The following is a 16,642-nucleotide window of genomic DNA, read 5'->3' as shown; positions in this document are numbered from 1 at the left end:
TGAGTCGCGCTGCGCTCAAGTAGGCCTTGCCCGTTGACCCCACCCCCGACCCCTCCCCGCAAGGGGGAGGGGAGCGCACCGTGCGCGCCGCGCGTCCGATATTGACGAACCTTCTCCAATCCGCTTGCCTTCGCACAACACCGCCTCAATAAATCCTCCGGGAAGCAACGCCAGGAACCACCATCATGTCCTTTGTGCTGGCCATCGATCAGGGCACCACGTCCTCGCGCGCCATCGTGTTTCGCAGCGACATTTCGATCGCGGCCACCGCGCAACAGGAATTCCCGCAGCATTTTCCGGCCTCGGGCTGGGTCGAGCATGAGCCGGAGGACATCTGGACCTCGACGGTCGCGGTCTGCCGCGAGGCGCTGAAGAAGGCCGGCGTCACCGCGAAAGACATCGCCGCGATCGGCATCACCAACCAGCGCGAAACCACTGTGGTCTGGGACCGCGCCACCGGCCGGGCCGTGCATCGCGCCATCGTCTGGCAGGACCGCCGCACCGCGGACATCTGCGCCAAGCTGAAAGCCGAAGGCCACGAGCCGGCGATCTCGGCCAAAACCGGCCTGATCATCGATCCGTATTTCTCCGGCACCAAGGTCGCCTGGATCCTCGATCACGTCCCCGGCGCGCGGGCGCGGGCCGAGCGCGGCGAACTGATGTTCGGCACCGTCGATTGCTATCTGTTGTGGCGGCTCTCCGGCGGCAAGGTGCACGCCACCGACGCCACCAACGCCTCGCGCACGCTGCTGTTCAACATCCACACTGGCCAATGGGATGACGAGCTGTTGAAGATCCTGCGGGTGCCGCGCTCGATGCTGCCGGAGGTCAAGGATTCCTCGCACCATTTCGGCGAGAGCGTACCGGAGTTGTTCGGCGGCGCGATCGCGATCTCCGGCATCGCCGGCGACCAGCAGGCCGCGACCATCGGGCAGGCCTGTTTTTCACCCGGCATGATCAAGTCGACCTACGGCACCGGCTGCTTTGCTTTGCTCAACACCGGCACCACGCCGGTGGCCTCCAAGAACAAGCTCTTGACCACGATTGCCTACCAGTTGAACGGACAGCGCACCTACGCCCTCGAAGGCTCGATCTTCGTCGCGGGCTCGTCGGTGCAATGGCTGCGCGACGGCCTCGGCATCATCAAGCACGCTTCCGAAACCGGCCCGCTCGCCGACCAGTCCGATTCCACCCAAAGCGTGTATCTGGTGCCGGCCTTTGTCGGCCTCGGCGCGCCCTACTGGAATCCCCGCGTGCGCGGCGCGCTGTTCGGGCTGACCCGCAACACCGGACCGGCAGAGTTCGCGCATGCCGCGCTCGAAAGCGTCTGCTACCAGACCTTTGATCTATGGGCCGCGATGCGCGCCGACTGGCCCGGCGCCAAGGCCGCCAACATCGTGCTGCGGGTCGACGGCGGCATGGCCGCGTCGGACTGGACCATGCAGCGCCTCGCCGACCTGCTCGACGCCCCGGTCGATCGTCCGATGATCCAGGAAACCACGGCCCTCGGCGCCGCCTACCTCGCGGGTCTCGCCGCCGGCGTCTATCCCGAGCCGTCAAAATTCGCCGACAACTGGCGACTGGAGCATCGCTTCAAGCCCAACATGAGCCAGGCCACGCGCGAGCGAAAGCTGGCCGGCTGGGCGCGGGCTGTGAAGGGCGTGCTGGCGAGCGATGAGGGGGAGGGTAGATGACCTTAACCGACGGCACTTTCGACATTCCCGCCGGCAAGATCGTCACCGTCATCACGCACCTGGAGATGACCGAGCGCGCAGACCCTGTTCGGGAGCGTGCGGGCCCCCGGACCTTGCGCAAGGTCGAGACGCCAGGCCTCGACTGGTTTCGCGATCTCTATCGCCGCGTCGGTGAGAAGTGGCTCTGGCTGTCGCGTGCGGGAATGCCGGATGCCGGACTGCTGGCGATCATTCAATCGCCCCTGGTCGGGGTATATGCGCTGGCGCAAGATGGCCACGACGAAGGCCTGGTTGAGCTCGATTTTCGCGTTCCAGGTCAATGCGAAATCGTTTCCTTCGGTGTGACGGCAAAACTGATCGGTAGCGGCGCCGGCAGCTGGATGATGAACCGCACGCTGGAGCTCGCGTGGTCGCCGCAGGTCACGCGCGTCTGGCTGCACACCTGCACGCTCGATCATCCGGCGGCGCTGGCCTTCTATCAACGCGCGGGCTTTCGTCCGTTCCGGCGCCAGGTCGAAATCGACAACGACCCGCGCCTCGACGGCGCCGTCCCACGGACCGCCGCAGCCATGTGCCGATGATCAGGTGAGCGGCGGGGGCTCGATGCTCTAGCAATGAGATTGGTGCAACGAAGTCACCGTCATCACCGGGCTTACCCCGGTGATCCACGTCTTGCTTTTGGGTCCGTCATTGCGAGGAGCGGAGCGACGAAGCAATCCAGCATCACAAGCGAGAGCTGGATTGCTTCGTCGCAAGTGCTCCTCGCAATGACGAACGATAAGTCTGATTTCAAAACACCTCCTGCTTCGACCGCGACAACGCGAACCCGCGCCGATCCGCATTGAAGCAGGTGACACCGGCTTCTTCCGATTTGCAGGTGATGCCGCCGCGCTGCCAGACTTCGCCGTAGGGCAATACCCGTAGCGGCTGGCCGATCTGGGTGTCGCCGGTGCAACTGGGGCCGGCCGGGCCTTTGGCGTCGACCTCGAAGGAGTTGCCCCACTCCTGTTCGCAACTCGCCGGCTTCGGCAGTCGCCAGGACTTGTCGCCGACATCGCAGCGAAGCGACTTGTGTCCGTCATACTCGGAATACATGCAGGCGATGTTTTTCGACGGCGATTGGAAGCCGGGGATCTCGTCCTCGGCGTGCGCGGCGGCGGCACCGGCGAGCGACAGGATGAATGCGAAGAGGAGCGGTGCAAGGTGATTTTTCATGCGGATTGCATAGGGGATTTTGACGCGGACGACTGTGGGGTGAATCACATTCCGTCAGAATCCAAGTGGATAGGCCGCGAGCTAATGGAACCGTTATCCCCGGGATGGCCGCAAGCACCGTGCTGAACAGCATCCTTCGAGGCGCGCAAAAGCGCGCACCTCAGGATGACGGCTGCGCTGATTTTTGCCCGACGGGCAAATCACCTTCGCACGCGGAATCCTGTCCAGCCCCTTCGTAAAAAATATTCCGCTTGGTTTTTGACCCAACTCAGTTGCGTATTACGTGCGTCCCACCCGACGAGAGGGGCGTTGCGCACGTCACGAAACGCGCGGGTTGGATGCGATGGACGCGGAGTTTGCGAAAGACGATCGCAAGCGTTCGCGGACGGCAAAGTCGTGTGGTCCTGACGCCCCAATGGCCGGTGTCAAATTCGCAAGGAGCTCACGCTTCTTGGGAATGACGGTGACAAACAAGCCAAGGTCTCGCCGGGGAGAGTACGATATAAGCTGTAAAACTATTGCGCAGGGAAGGCCGGAGTGTTTCCGCTGAACCTGTATGCTCATGTGCGTTTTGCTATCTCCATTTGCACATGAGACCGCGGGTGCAGCGCGCACCCGGTCTTCCCTGCGCCCTCTCTTGAGGGTCGCCTGCGCCCTCTTTTTTGGAGGGCCGATGAATTTGCAAAACTCGGGCGCAGTGTGTCGCGAGATCGCGGAGTTGTGTTTTTCTTACCCTCCCCTGGAGGGGGAGGGTCGACGCGAAGCGGCGGGGTGGGGTGGGGCGAGTTGGAATAGCGGCGCTTCGTGCGTTACGTCGCCACCCCACCCCGTCTCGCATTTCGCTGCGCTCAATGCGAGCCGACCCTCCCCCTCCAGGGGAGGGTGAAGCGACTACGCCCGTGCCGTCTTCTTCCGGTAGGCCAGATGCACCGCGCAATTGCAGCCGGGCGGATGCGAGGCGACTTCTTCGGGCGCTGCATCGTTGGCGGGCTCGGATTTCGGCGGCACCGTCGGCATCGCCTCGCGCACCGCGCGGTCCTGTGGCTGACGGTCCTGCGCTGGAATGTAGTTCAGCACCGGCGCCAGCCAGCGTTCGGTCTCAGCTATGCTCAGGCCCTTGCGCGCGGCGTAGTCCTCGACCTGGTCGCGTTCGATCTTGCCGACGCCGAAATAATAGCTTTCCGGATGACTGAAATAGAGCCCCGACACCGACGAGCCCGGCCACATCGCATAGCTCTCGGTCAGCTTGACGCCGGCGGTGGCCTCGGCGTCGAGCAGCGCGAACAGCGTCGCCTTTTCGGTGTGGTCGGGCTGCGCGGGATAGCCGGGTGCCGGCCGGATGCCGGCATATTGCTCGAGGATCAATTGGTCCGGCAGCGTGGTCTCGTCCGGCGCGTAGCCCCAGAATTCGCGGCGCACGCGGGCGTGCATGCGCTCGGCAAAGGCCTCCGCGAGACGATCGGCCAGCGCCTTGCACAGGATCGAGGAGTAATCGTCATTGGCGTGCTTGAAGCGATCGGCGATCACGTCTTCGCCGATGCCCGCGGTGACCACGAACGCGCCGATATAATCCGGCACGCCCGACTTAACCGGCGCGATGAAATCCGACAGCGCGGCGTTGAAACGGCCTTCGCGTTTCTCGAGTTGCTGGCGCAAGGTGTGGAACGTCGCGATCTGCGTCTGGCGCGTATCGTCGGCATAGACCGCGATGTCGTCGCCATCGGCGTTGGCCGGCCAGAAGCCGATGGTAGCCTGCGCCTTGAACCAGTTCTCCTTCACGATCAGCGCCAGCATCTTGCGGGCGTCGTCATAGAGTGCGCGCGCGGCTTCCCCGACCTTGGGATCGCTAAGGATCGCCGGGAATCTTCCGGTCAGTTCCCAGGTCTGGAAGAACGGCGTCCAGTCGATGTATTCGGCCAACTCCGCCAGGTCGTAATCGCGAAAGCTCTTGATGCCGAAGAAGCTCGGCTTCTTCGGCGGCAGTTTCGTAAAATCGATCTTCATCGCGTTGGCGCGGGCGACGTTAAGCTTCAGACGCTTCTTGTCGGCCTGGGCGCGGAAATGCGCCGCGGAGATCTTGGCGTAATCGGCACGCACTTCGGCCGCGTAAGCTTCGCGTCGCTCCGGCGACAGCAGCGACGAGGCGACGCCGACCGCGCGGCTGGCGTCGTTGACATGCACCACCGGTCCGCCGCGATAATTCGGGTCGATCTTGACGGCGGTATGCACCCGGCTGGTGGTGGCGCCGCCGATCAGCAGCGGCACGCTCATGCCCTGGCGCTCCAGTTCGCCGGCGAGGAAACTCATCTCGTCGAGCGACGGCGTGATCAGGCCGGACAGGCCGATGATGTCGGCGCCCTCGGCCTTGGCGGTCTCGATAATTTTTGCGGCGGGCACCATGACGCCGAGGTCGATCACCTCGAAATTGTTACATTGCAGCACGATGCCGACGATGTTCTTGCCGATGTCGTGGACGTCGCCCTTGACGGTCGCGAGCACGATCTTGCCGGCGTTCTTGCGGGCATTGCCTTCAATGCCCGCGGCGAGGTTGCGGGCCTTTTCCTCCTCCATGAACGGCATCAGATAGGCCACCGCCTGCTTCATCACCCGCGCGGATTTGACGACCTGCGGCAGGAACATTTTGCCGTCGCCAAAGAGATCGCCGACGATGTTCATGCCGGCCATCAGCGGTCCCTCGATGACGTGGAGCGGACGCTCGACGGTCAGCCGCGCGGCCTCGGTATCCGCCTCGATGAATTCCGTGATGCCGTGCACCAGCGCATGCGAAAGCCGCTTCTCGACCGGCCATTCGCGCCAGGCCAGGTCCTGTTCCCGGGTCTGCTTCTCCTTGCCGCGGAATTTTTCCGCCAGTTGCAGCAGGCGCTCGGAAGCGCCGGGATCGCGGTTGAGGATGACGTCTTCGCAGGTCTGGCGCAGCTCGGGATCGATGTCGTCATAGACGACCATCTGCCCGGCATTGACGATGCCCATATCCATGCCGGCTTTGATGGCATGATACAGGAACACCGAATGCATCGCTTCGCGCACCGGCTCATTGCCGCGGAACGAGAACGACAGGTTGGAAACGCCGCCGGAAATATGCGCATGCGGCAGGTTCTGGCGAATCCAGCGCGTCGCCTCGATGAAGTCGACGCCGTAATTGTTGTGCTCCTCGAGCCCGGTCGCGATCGCGAAGATATTCGGATCGAAGATGATGTCCTCGGGCGGAAAATTCAGCTGCCCGACCAGGATATCGTAGGCGCGCTTGCAGATTTCGGTCTTGCGCGCGAACGTGTCGGCTTGTCCTGCTTCGTCGAACGCCATCACCACCACGGCCGCGCCATGACGCCGCGCGATCTGGGCCTCGTGGATGAATTTCGCCTCGCCTTCCTTCATCGAGATCGAATTGACCACCGGCTTGCCCTGAACGCATTTCAGGCCGGCTTCGATCACGGCGAATTTCGAGGAGTCCACCATCACGGGGACGCGGGCGATGTCGGGCTCGGCGGCGACCAGATTGAGGAAGGTCACCATCGCGGCTTCGGAGTCCAGCAAGCCCTCGTCCATGTTGACGTCGATGATCTGGGCGCCGTTCTCGACCTGGTCGCGCGCGACCTGAAGTGCCGCGGTGTAGTCGCCGGCGGTGACGAGTTTGCGGAAACGCGCCGATCCCGTGACGTTGGTGCGTTCGCCGATATTGACAAAGGGAATAGCGGGCGTCAGCTCGAACGGCTCCAAACCAGACAGCCGCAGCCGCGGTTCGATCTCGGGGATGACGCGTGGCCTGTGGGGGGCGACCGCGGTCGCGATCGCCGCGATATGATCGGGCGTGGTGCCGCAGCAGCCGCCGACGATATTGACGAGGCCGGCGCTGGCGAATTCGCCGATCAGCCGCGCCATGTATTCCGGGCTCTCGTCGTACTGGCCGAATTCGTTGGGCAGGCCGGCGTTCGGGTAGGCGCACACCAGCGTATCGGCGACGCGGCCGATATCGGCGATATGGGCGCGCAGGTCCTCGGCGCCGAGCGCGCAGTTGAAGCCGATGGTGGCGGGCCTGGCGTGGCGCACCGAATTCCAGAAGGCTTCCGGCAATTGTCCCGACAGCAGGCGGCCGGATTTGTCGGTGATGGTGCCGGAGATCATCATGGGCACGTCGATGCCGCGCGCCTCGGTGATCTCGGCGATCGCGTACAGCGCCGCCTTGGCGTTCAAGGTGTCGAAAATGGTTTCGACCAGCAAGAGATCAGCGCCGCCGTCGAGCAGGCCGTTGATCTGCTCGCCATAGGCCTTGCGCAGATCGTCAAAGGTGACGGCGCGATAGCCGGGGTTCGATACGTCTGGCGAGATCGAGGCGGTGCGGTTGGTCGGGCCCAGCGCGCCGGCGACGAAACGCGGCTTGCCGTCCTCGGCGCTGACGCGCTCGGCGGCGGCGCGCGCGAGTTTGGCGCCGTCGAGGTTGAGTTCGTAGGCGAGGTCCGACATCTCGTAATCGGCTTGCGCGATCGAGGTCGAGGAGAAGGTGTTGGTGGCGACGATGTCGGCGCCGGCGCGCAGATATTGCGCGTGGATGTCCTCGATCGCGTCAGGTTGGGTCAGGATCAAGAGGTCGTTGTTGCCGCGGACGTCGCGGTGGAAATCCTTGAAGCGTTCGCCGCGAAACGCGGCTTCGTCATATTCGAGGCCCTGGATCATGGTGCCCATGGCGCCGTCGAGCACCAGGATACGTTCGCGGGCGGCCGCGAGCAAAGCGGTTCGCTTCGGGGAAACAGCAATACTCATCGATCAAGCGGCTTTCTGTGCGCCCTGCGGGCGAATGCCCAGCAAATGGCTGATGGCGAACACGAGATCCGCGCGGTTCATGGTGTAGAAGTGAAAGGTGTCGACGCCGTGTTTTGCCAGTTTCTGCACCTGGCCGGCGGCAACCGTCGCCGCCACCAGTTTGCGGGTGTCGGCATCGTCGTCGAGCCCGTCGAATTTTTCCGCCAGCCACGACGGCACCGTGGTGCCGGCGCGCGTGACGAAATTGCGGGCCTGCTTGAAATTGTGCATCGGCATGATGCCGGGCACGACCGGAATATCGATGCCGCGCGCCCGCACCCGATCGAGATAACGGAAGTAGAGATCGTTGTCGAAGAACACTTGTGTAATGGCGCGCGCCGCGCCGGCATCGACCTTGGCCTTGAGGACGTCGATGTCGGCGTCGAAGTCGGGGCTCTCCGGATGCTTTTCCGGATAGGCCGAGACCGAGACCTCGATGTCGGGATAGCGCTTCTTGATGCTGGCGACGAGTTCGGCCGAGGTCTTGTAGCCGTCGGGATGCGCGACATAGCTGGTGCCGATCCCGGTGGTGGGATCGCCGCGCAGGGCGACGATATGGCGAACACCGACGTCGTGATATTGTGCCACCACGTCATCGATCTCGCCGCGCGGGGCGTTGACGCAGGTGAGATGCGCGGCCGGGACCAGGTTGGTCTCGGCGAGGATGCGGGCGATGGTCGAATGGGTGCGTTCGCGGGTCGAGCCGCCGGCGCCGTAGGTCACCGAGACGAAATTGGGCGACAATGGCGCGAGCCGGTTGATGGTGTCCCACAGGCCGCGCTCCATTTCCGCGGTCTTCGGCGGAAAAAACTCAAACGAGATCGCGGGCGATTTCAACGCAAGGCGCCCATCGGGCGCAGGGGGTGTCATATCGCTCATCGCACGGCGAACTCCCACTCAAGCCCGCAACGATGCCGGGCTTTGCTCTCAAGCCAAAATAAGCGAAATCGGACCTTTTAAACAGCCCATCGATGATGGGAAATTGCCCAATTACTCCGTGAAACATTTAATATGAGATCGATTGATATGACAAGGTGGGCAGAAATGGCTTTGAAAATTCAGATAGAAATGTACGTAATTTCAGTAATTTATGGGCTAATTTTGCTCCGAGCAAGAGTTTCTTGAAGTGATGGGCAGATCGGATTTTTGATGTATACCTTATATCCAGCCCACCTGGGTCGGCTTGGCCTGCCATTCGCGGGCCCATGCGATGCGCGCCTGATCTGCGCGCGAGGGCCCTTTGTGGGCCGGACGTGGCGCACTAGTTTATCGCGATGATTCCGCTTTCAGTCCTCGACCTCTCCGTCGTCACCACCGGCACCAAGCCCGCCACGGCGCTGCGCAACAGCATCGATCTGGCGCGCCATGTCGATCAGCTCGGCTATCTCCGATATTGGCTGGCCGAGCATCACAACCTTGCGTCGGTCGCGAGCCCCGCGCCCGACATCATGATCGGGCAGATCGCGGCGGTGACCAGCCATATCCGGGTTGGCTCCGGCGGCGTGATGCTGCCCAACCACGCGCCGCTGATGGTGGCGGAACGCTTCAAGATGCTGGAAGCGCTGTTTCCGGGCCGGATCGATCTCGGGCTCGGCCGCGCGCCGGGCACCGACGGCGCCACCGCCCACGCGTTACGCAGCCGGCTCGATCGCCGCGAGGGCGATGATTTCCTCGAGCGGCTGCATGAATTGACCTTGTGGGAGACGCGGGATTTTCCGCCCGACCATCCCTACAACAAAGTTGTGGCGATGCCCGACGACGTGCCGCTGCCGCCGATCTGGCTGCTCGGCTCCAGCGATTACAGCTCGGAACTGGCGGCCCAGGTCGGGATGGGCTTTGCCTTCGCGCATCATTTTGCGTCCCACGACGCGGTCGATGCGCTGATCAATTATCATACGCGTTTCAAGCCGTCGGGCTGGCGCGCGACGCCGCACGGCATCCTGGCGGTCGCGGTGGTCGCCGCCGAAACCGATGCGGAGGCGGAGCGGCTTGCAGCGTCGATGGAGCTCAACCGCCTGCGCCGCGACCGCGGCCAGTATACGCCGCTGCCGAGCGTGGAAGAGGCGCTGGCCTATCCCTACACCGACGCCGAACGGGCCTCGATCGCGCGTAATCGCTCGCGGTTCTTCGTCGGCAGCCCCGCGACCGTGATGACAAAACTGCAGCCGCTGATCAACGCCAGCAAGGCCGATGAGCTGATGATCATCACCGCCGTGTACGATCACGACGCCCGCAAGAAATCGTACAGCTTGCTGGCGGACGCGTTCGGGCTGGGGAAGAAGGCTGCGGCTTGAACAACGAAGGCGTCAACAAACTATCGTCGTCCCGGCGAAGGCCGGGACCCATACGGCGCGGATTCCCGTTTGCACGATGTGGCCGAGGCCTTGCTTAGCAACGCACGCCAGGGATTGTGGGTCCCGGCCTTCGCCGGGACGACGAACGGATAGGTCGCGTGAAAACCCTATTCCTTCGTCTCGCTGAACGTCGCTCGGAACGGATGGCCCGGATAGACGCCGACGATACGCAATTCGCGGGAGAAGAATTTCAATTCCTCCAGCGCGAAAGCGAGGTTCTTGTCGTCGGGATGGCCGTCGACGTCGGCGTAGAATTGCGTCGCGGAGAATTCGCCGTCGACCATGTAGCTTTCGAGCTTGGTCATGTTGACGCTATTGGTGGCAAAGCCGCCCAGCGCCTTGTAGAGCGCGGCGGGCAAATTGCGCACCCGGAATACAAAGGTGGTGACCAGCGGCCCCGAGCCCTGCGCGGCCCATTTCGGTTCGCGCGCCAGCACCACGAAACGGGTGGTGTTGTGGGTCTCGTCCTCGACGTCCCCGGCCAGGATATCGAGGCCGTAGATGTCGGCCGCGAGCCTGGAAGCGATCGAGGCGCAGCTCTTGTCACCGCGCTCGGCGACGATGCGGGCGCTTCCGGCGGTGTCGCCGGAGACGATCGGCCTGATGCCGAGCTTGCGGATGATGCGGCGGCATTGCCCGAGCGCGTGGACATGGCTCTCGACGGTCTTGATGTCGGCAAGCTTGGCGCCGCGCGGCGCCATCAACTGGTGATGGATCGGCTCGAACCATTCGCCGACGATGAACAGGCCGGACTGCGGCAGCAGATGATGGATATCGGCGACCCGGCCGGCGACCGAGTTTTCGATCGGGATCATGCCCAGATCCGCCTCGCCCGAGGAGATCGCGGCCAGCGCATCCTCGAAGGTCGCGCAGGGAAGCGGTTCGGCGTCGGGATAGGCGGCGGCGATGGCGATATGGGAATTGGCGCCCGGCTCGCCCTGGAATGCAATTTTCATGGTCTTGGTCATGCTCGTCGTCATGTTCGTCGTGATGGCGCCTTGTAGCAGCCGTCTATCGTTTGGCCAGTATGCCGCGGGCGGTTTCCAGATCGGGCGGCGTATCGACCCCGCGCGGCACCGTTGCCACGATGGCGACATCGATCCGCATCCCGGCCTCGATCGCCCGCAATTGTTCGAGCTTCTCGCGCAGCTCCAGCTCCGAGGGCGGCAGCCGGACATAGCGCTCCAGTGCCGGGCGGCGATAGGCATAAAGGCCGATGTGATGGTAGCGCGGCCCGTCGCCCCAGGGCGCCGTGGCGCGGGTGAAGTACAGCGCGCGCATCCGCCCCGCACTGACGGTCGAGCCGATCACCTTGACCACGTTCGGGTTGCTGCTTTCCTCCTCGGTGTGGATTTCGGCGGCCAAAGTCGAGATATCGACCGCGGGGTCGGCCAAGGGGGTCAGCACGCTCCTGATGTTATCGGGGCGGATGGTCGGGAAATCGCCCTGCAGATTGACCACGATCTCGATCTTGCTTTCCGGGTCGAGCTTGCACAGCGCCTCATAGCTGCGGTCCGACCCGGACGGGTGGTCGGCGCGGGTCATGACGGCCTCGCCGCCATGGGATTTCACCACCTCGGCGATCTCCAGGGTGTCGGTGGCGACCGCGACACGGCCGATTTGCGCGGCTTCGGCGCTGCGCAGCACGTGGACGATCATCGGCAGGCCGGCAATGTCCAACAGCGGCTTGCCAGGCAGCCGGGTGGCGGCCATGCGGGCGGGGATCAGCACCAAGGTACGGGTTTCGGTCATCGGGATGAGATCTGGACCCGGTTGATAACAGGCGGGAAATGATGGGGATTGGTCAAAAGCCGGCCCATTTATACGGGTTGCCAGAGCGCGGGCAAACCGATATCTCAAAGCCACTCGGGTGCGGTGCGAAAGCATGATTCCTGAGGCCCATCCGCGGCCGCTTCTCGCCGGCCTGAAGTCGACCTTTGAGGCTTACTGCAGGTAAGCCTTAGCTTTAAGGCTTGGAGCCTGATCCGAAATGGACTCCTTCGAAACCAATAAAATCATGGGTGCCGTTCTGGCCACCTGCCTCGTTATCCTGTCGACGAGTTTCGCTGCCGGGGCGCTGTTCTCCCCGCCGAAGCTGGCAAAGCCGGGCTTCGAAATCGCGGTCAAGGAAGAGGCTCCGGCCGGCGGCAAGGAAGCTGCACCGGCGCCTTCCGAACCGATCGAGAAGCTGCTGCAGACCGCCTCGGTCGAGAAGGGCGCGGCTGCTGCCAAGAAATGTGGCGCCTGCCATACCTTCGAAAAGGACGGCCCGAACCGCGTCGGCCCCAATCTCTACGGGATCGTCGGCGACAAGAAGGGTGAAGGCCGCGGCTTCAATTTCTCCGCCGCCATGAAGGGCAAGGGCGGCACCTGGACCTATGACGACCTCAACCAGTTCATCAATAACCCGAAGGGTTTCGTCCCGGGCACCGCGATGGGCTTTGCCGGCATCCAGAAGGACAGCGAGCGCGCCGACGTGATCGATTATCTGCACACGCTGGCGGATAGTCCGGTTCCGCTGCCGACCGCGGCCAAGTGATGGATCAAGCGATGGCGGCCAGCTAACGCCCCGTCATCGTGACATGGAATTTCGCGCCATCACCGGCCGGGCATTGCCCGGCCGTTTTCATGTCGAGGGCTCGCGGGTTTGTTATCGGGGCGTTTGGCCGCAGCGGATCGCTTCGCCGGGCGCTTTCATGAGGAAAAAGCAACGTATTTTGTCGAAACGTTGCCGTATATTACCGTCTTACTAGCGCTTCCAGGTCCAGCAGGAATTATGCATTTGGCAATTACCCGGCGACATCTTTTGCAAAGCGGCGCCTTCGCCGCGATCGCTCCGAGCATTGGGATGGCGGCTGGCGCTTCCCTGATCGGTGAGGCCCGCGCCCAGACGGCGGCCGGCGAGCCGGCCTGGCGGCACGCTTTGTCGCTGTTCGGCGACATCAAATATCCCGCCGATTTCAAGCGTTTCGATTACGTCAATCCGGATGCCCCCAAGGGCGGCGTGGCGCGTCAAATATCGATCGGTACGTTCGACAATTTCAACATCGCTATTGCCGGCATCAAGGGCTCGCTGGCTCCGGCCGCCGCGATGATCAATGAAACCCTGATGAGCCGTTCGCTGGACGAAGTCACCACGGAATACGGCCTGCTGGCGGAGGCCGCCTCGCATCCCGACGATTTCGCCTGGGTCACCTACCGTCTTCGCAAGGAAGCCCACTGGCATGACGGCAAGCCGGTCACGCCCGAGGACGTGATTTTCTCGCTCGAGGTACTCAAGAAAAACAGTCCGTTCTACGCCTCGTATTATCGTCACGTCGTCAAAACCGAAAAGATCGGCGATCGCGACATAAAGTTCACCTTCGAGAGCCCCGGCAATCGCGAATTGCCGACCATCGTCGGTGAGTTGGTCGTGTTGCCCAAGCATTGGTGGGAAGGCACCGACGCCAACGGCAAAAAGCGCGACATCTCGGCAACGACGCTGGAGCCGCCGCTCGGTTCCGGCCCCTACCGCATCAAGGAATTCGTCGCCGCCAGATCGATCCGGCTGGAGCGGGTCAAGGACTATTGGGGCGCAAGCCTGCCGAGCCAGATCGGCCAGAACAATTTCGACGAACTGCGCTTTGAGTTTTTCCGCGACAATCTGGTTGCGCTCGAAGCCTTCAAGGCCGACCAGGCCGACTGGATCGTCGAGAATTCGGCCAAGCAATGGGCGACGGCCTATGATTTTCCGGCGATCGCCGACAAGCGCGTCGCCAAGCAGGAGTTCCCGATCAACGATTCCGGGCGGATGCAGGGCTTCGTGCTCAATCTGCGCCGGGAGCAATTCAAGGATGCCCGGCTGCGCCGCGCCTTCAATTTTGCGTTCGACTTCGAGGAAATGAACAAGCAGCTGTTTTATGGGCAGTACAAGCGCATCAACAGCTACTTCGACGGCACGGAGCTGGCCTCGTCGGGACTGCCGCAGGGCGAAGAACTCCAGATCCTGGAGACCGTGCGCGACAAGGTGCCGGCGGAACTCTTCACGACGACATATTCCAATCCGGTTGGCGGCAACCCCGAGGCGGTACGCGCGAATCTGCGCGAGGCAATGAGGCTGCTGAAGGAGGCGAACTACACGATCAAGGACGGCAAGCTGGTCGATCCGGCGGAAAAACCGGTGACCGTCGAGATTCTGGTCCAGGATCCATCGAGTGAGCGGATATCGCTGTTCTACAAGCCGTCGCTCGAGCGTATCGGCGTTACGACATCGATCCGCGTCGTGGACGATGCGCAATACGAGAACCGGCTGCGTAACTTCGACTTCGACATCATCACCGACGTCTGGGGACAGTCGCTGTCGCCCGGCAACGAGCAGCGGGAATTCTGGAGCTCGCAGAGCGCGGACCAGCCGGGCTCGAAAAACACCATCGGCATCAAGAATCCGGCCGTGGATCAACTCATCGACAAGATCATCTTCGCCAAGGATCGTGCCGGCCTCGTCGCTGCGACGCGGGCGCTCGATCGCGTCCTGTTGTGGAATTTCTACGTCGTCCCGCAATTCACCTACGGGTTTGCGCGCTACGCGATCTGGGACCGCTTCAACCATGCCGACCCTCTGCCGAAATACGGCCGCGGCGGATTGCCGTCGCTGTGGTGGTTCGACGCCGACAAGGCAGCCAAGATCGGCAAGCGATCTTGAGGGTTTCCGCAGGCATGATGCAGCTCTCGCGCCGGCACCTGCTCGGTGTCGGGGTCGGTGCGATCAGCGCTGTGGGTTTTCGGTCGGCGGCGGCCGATACCGGCTCGGACATCCACGGCATCTCGGCATTCGGCGATCTGAAATATCCGGCGGACTTTCAGCATCTCGATTATGTGAATATCGACGCGCCGAAGGGCGGGCTGTTTTCGCTGATACCTTCCAGTCGCGCCTACAACCAGTCGTATTTCACGTTCAGTTCGCTCAACGCCTACATCCTCAAGGGCGAGGGCGCGCAGGGTATGGATATGACCTTCGCGGCGCTGATGGTGCGCGCGAGTGACGAGCCGGATGCGATGTATGGTCTCGCGGCGAAGTCGGTGCGGATATCGCCGGACAAACTGGTTTACCGTTTCACCATCCGGCCCGAGGCCCGATTTCACGACGGCTCGAAGCTGACCGCGCAGGATGTCGCGTTCTCGCTGACCGCGCTGAAGGAAAAGGGTCATCCGCTGATCATGGTTCAGTTGCGCGACATGCTGAAGGCCGAAGCGGCCGATGACGCGACCGTTGTCGTCAGCTTCGCGGAAAAGCGCGCCCGCGACGTGCCGCTCTATGTCGCGGGCCTGCCGATCTTCTCCAAGGCCTATTATGCGACGCGGTCATTCGAGGAATCGACCCTCGATACGCCGCTGGGATCGGGGCCGTACAAGGTCGGCAAATTCGAGGCCAACCGCTACATTGAATATGAACGGGTCAAGGACTGGTGGGCCGCCGACCTCCCGGTGAACCGCGGCAGCTACAATTTCGATACCGTACGCTATGAGTTTTATCGCGACCGCGATGTCGCGTTCGAGGGTTTCAGCGGAAGGAGCTATCTGTACCGCGAGGAGTTCACCGCGCGCATCTGGGCGACACGCTATGATTTCCCGGCGGTCAAGGATGGCCGCGTCAAGCGCGAGACCTTGCCGGACCAAACGCCGTCGGGTGGACAAGGCTGGTTCTTCAACACCCGTCGCGACAAGTTTAGGGATCCAAGGGTGCGGGAAGCCCTCGGCAACGCCTTTGACTTCGAATGGACCAACAAGACCGTGATGTACGGCGCCTATGCGCGCACCTGCTCGCCGTTTCAGAATTCGGACATGGTGGCGGTCGGGGCGCCATCGCCGGAAGAACTCAAGCTGCTCGAGCCGTTTCGCGGCCAGGTCCCCGACGAAGTATTCGGCGAACCTTATGTGCCGCCGGTATCGGACGGGTCGGGTCAGGACCGGGCCTTGTTGCGCAAAGCGGTGCAACTGCTCAACGACGCCGGATGTGTCATCAAGGACGGCAAACGGCTATTGCCGAACGGCGAGGCCTTCACGGTCGAATTCCTGCTCGATGAGCCGGCATTTCAGCCGCATCACGCCACCTTCATCAAGAATCTCGGACAGCTCGGGATCGACGCCAGCATCCGATTGATCGACGCCGTGCAGTACCGCGCGCGCGTGGAAGATTTTGATTTCGATGTGACGGTCGAGCGCTTGAGCATGTCGGCGACGCCGGGCGACAGCCTGCGGCCGTACTTTACATCGCAGGCGGCGGCCACCAAGGGCTCATACAATCTGGCCGGTGTTGCTAGCCCAGCGATCGACGCACTGGTCGCAAGGGCCATGAGTGCCGAGACGCGGGTGGATCTGACCAATGCATGTCGTGCGCTGGACCGGGTGTTCCGGGCCGGCCGCTATTGGGTGCCGCAATGGTTCCGCGCGACGCACCCGATTGCCTATTGGGACGTGTTCAATCACCCCGACAAGCCGCCGAAATATTCGGGGGGTGTCGGTGCGCCGGAAAATTGGTGGTACGACGCCGCCAAGGCCGCCAAATCCGAACAGGCGAAGTAG

At 62.9% G+C, this 16,642-nt stretch carries 10 protein-coding genes and 1 pseudogene; 6 read left to right on the top strand and 5 right to left on the bottom strand.

Annotation, left to right across the window (positions count from 1 at the left end; translation table 11 throughout):
• Window positions 1-185: 185 nt before the first annotated feature.
• Window positions 186-1,694 (top strand): glycerol kinase GlpK, encoded by a 1,509-nt coding sequence (gene glpK / locus GSQ88_RS01395; RefSeq protein WP_159005470.1) that lies wholly within the window; start codon window positions 186-188, stop codon window positions 1,692-1,694.
• Window positions 1,691-2,283: pseudogene (locus GSQ88_RS01390) on the top strand (GNAT family N-acetyltransferase). The gene glpK and the pseudogene GSQ88_RS01390 overlap by 4 nt, the downstream one beginning before the upstream one ends.
• 200 nt (window positions 2,284-2,483) lie before the next feature.
• On the opposite strand, the gene GSQ88_RS01385 reads toward GSQ88_RS01390, so the two are convergent.
• The 3 genes from GSQ88_RS01385 to metF all read right to left on the bottom strand — a co-directional run bounded on the left by GSQ88_RS01385 (window position 2,484) and on the right by metF (window position 8,606).
• Complete coding sequence (locus GSQ88_RS01385; RefSeq protein ID WP_159005468.1) at window positions 2,484-2,909, bottom strand: DUF6636 domain-containing protein; 426 nt, start codon at window positions 2,907-2,909, stop codon at window positions 2,484-2,486.
• Between the two features lie 891 nt (window positions 2,910-3,800).
• Entirely contained in the window at window positions 3,801-7,688 is a 3,888-nt protein-coding gene (gene metH, locus GSQ88_RS01380; RefSeq protein ID WP_159005466.1) for a methionine synthase, read from the bottom strand.
• A 3-nt stretch (window positions 7,689-7,691) separates the two neighbouring features.
• A complete protein-coding gene (gene metF / locus GSQ88_RS01375; protein WP_159005465.1) occupies window positions 7,692-8,606 on the bottom strand; it encodes a methylenetetrahydrofolate reductase [NAD(P)H] in 915 nt (304 codons plus the stop codon).
• 395 nt (window positions 8,607-9,001) lie between these two features.
• Here metF and GSQ88_RS01370 point away from each other — a divergent pair, with 395 nt between their 5' ends.
• Entirely contained in the window at window positions 9,002-10,021 is a 1,020-nt protein-coding gene (locus tag GSQ88_RS01370) for an LLM class flavin-dependent oxidoreductase (protein WP_159005463.1), read from the top strand.
• 167 nt (window positions 10,022-10,188) lie between these two features.
• Here the strand turns inward: GSQ88_RS01370 and GSQ88_RS01365 are convergent, their stop codons facing one another.
• Together GSQ88_RS01365 and GSQ88_RS01360 are read right to left on the bottom strand one after the other, a co-directional pair.
• A complete protein-coding gene (locus GSQ88_RS01365; RefSeq protein WP_159005462.1) occupies window positions 10,189-11,049 on the bottom strand; it encodes a prephenate dehydratase in 861 nt (286 codons plus the stop codon).
• Window positions 11,050-11,092: 43 nt separating this feature from the next.
• A complete protein-coding gene (locus GSQ88_RS01360) occupies window positions 11,093-11,833 on the bottom strand; it encodes a 3-deoxy-manno-octulosonate cytidylyltransferase (protein WP_159005460.1) in 741 nt (246 codons plus the stop codon).
• 238 nt (window positions 11,834-12,071) lie between these two features.
• Here GSQ88_RS01360 and GSQ88_RS01355 point away from each other — a divergent pair, with 238 nt between their 5' ends.
• The 3 genes from GSQ88_RS01355 (at window position 12,072) to GSQ88_RS01345 (ending at window position 16,642) form a co-directional block, all read left to right on the top strand.
• Window positions 12,072-12,620 (top strand): c-type cytochrome, encoded by a 549-nt coding sequence (locus GSQ88_RS01355; RefSeq protein ID WP_159005458.1) that lies wholly within the window; start codon window positions 12,072-12,074, stop codon window positions 12,618-12,620.
• A 309-nt stretch (window positions 12,621-12,929) separates the two neighbouring features.
• Window positions 12,930-14,762, top strand: a complete 1,833-nt coding sequence (locus tag GSQ88_RS01350) for an extracellular solute-binding protein (protein ID WP_502706675.1) — start codon at window positions 12,930-12,932, stop codon at window positions 14,760-14,762.
• Between the two features lie 14 nt (window positions 14,763-14,776).
• Window positions 14,777-16,642 (top strand): extracellular solute-binding protein, encoded by a 1,866-nt coding sequence (locus tag GSQ88_RS01345; protein ID WP_159005587.1) that lies wholly within the window; start codon window positions 14,777-14,779, stop codon window positions 16,640-16,642.

The organism is Bradyrhizobium sp. S69 (assembly GCF_009766005.1).
GTDB lineage: Bacteria > Pseudomonadota > Alphaproteobacteria > Rhizobiales > Xanthobacteraceae > Bradyrhizobium.
This window is presented reverse-complemented; position numbering and strand designations above follow the sequence as displayed.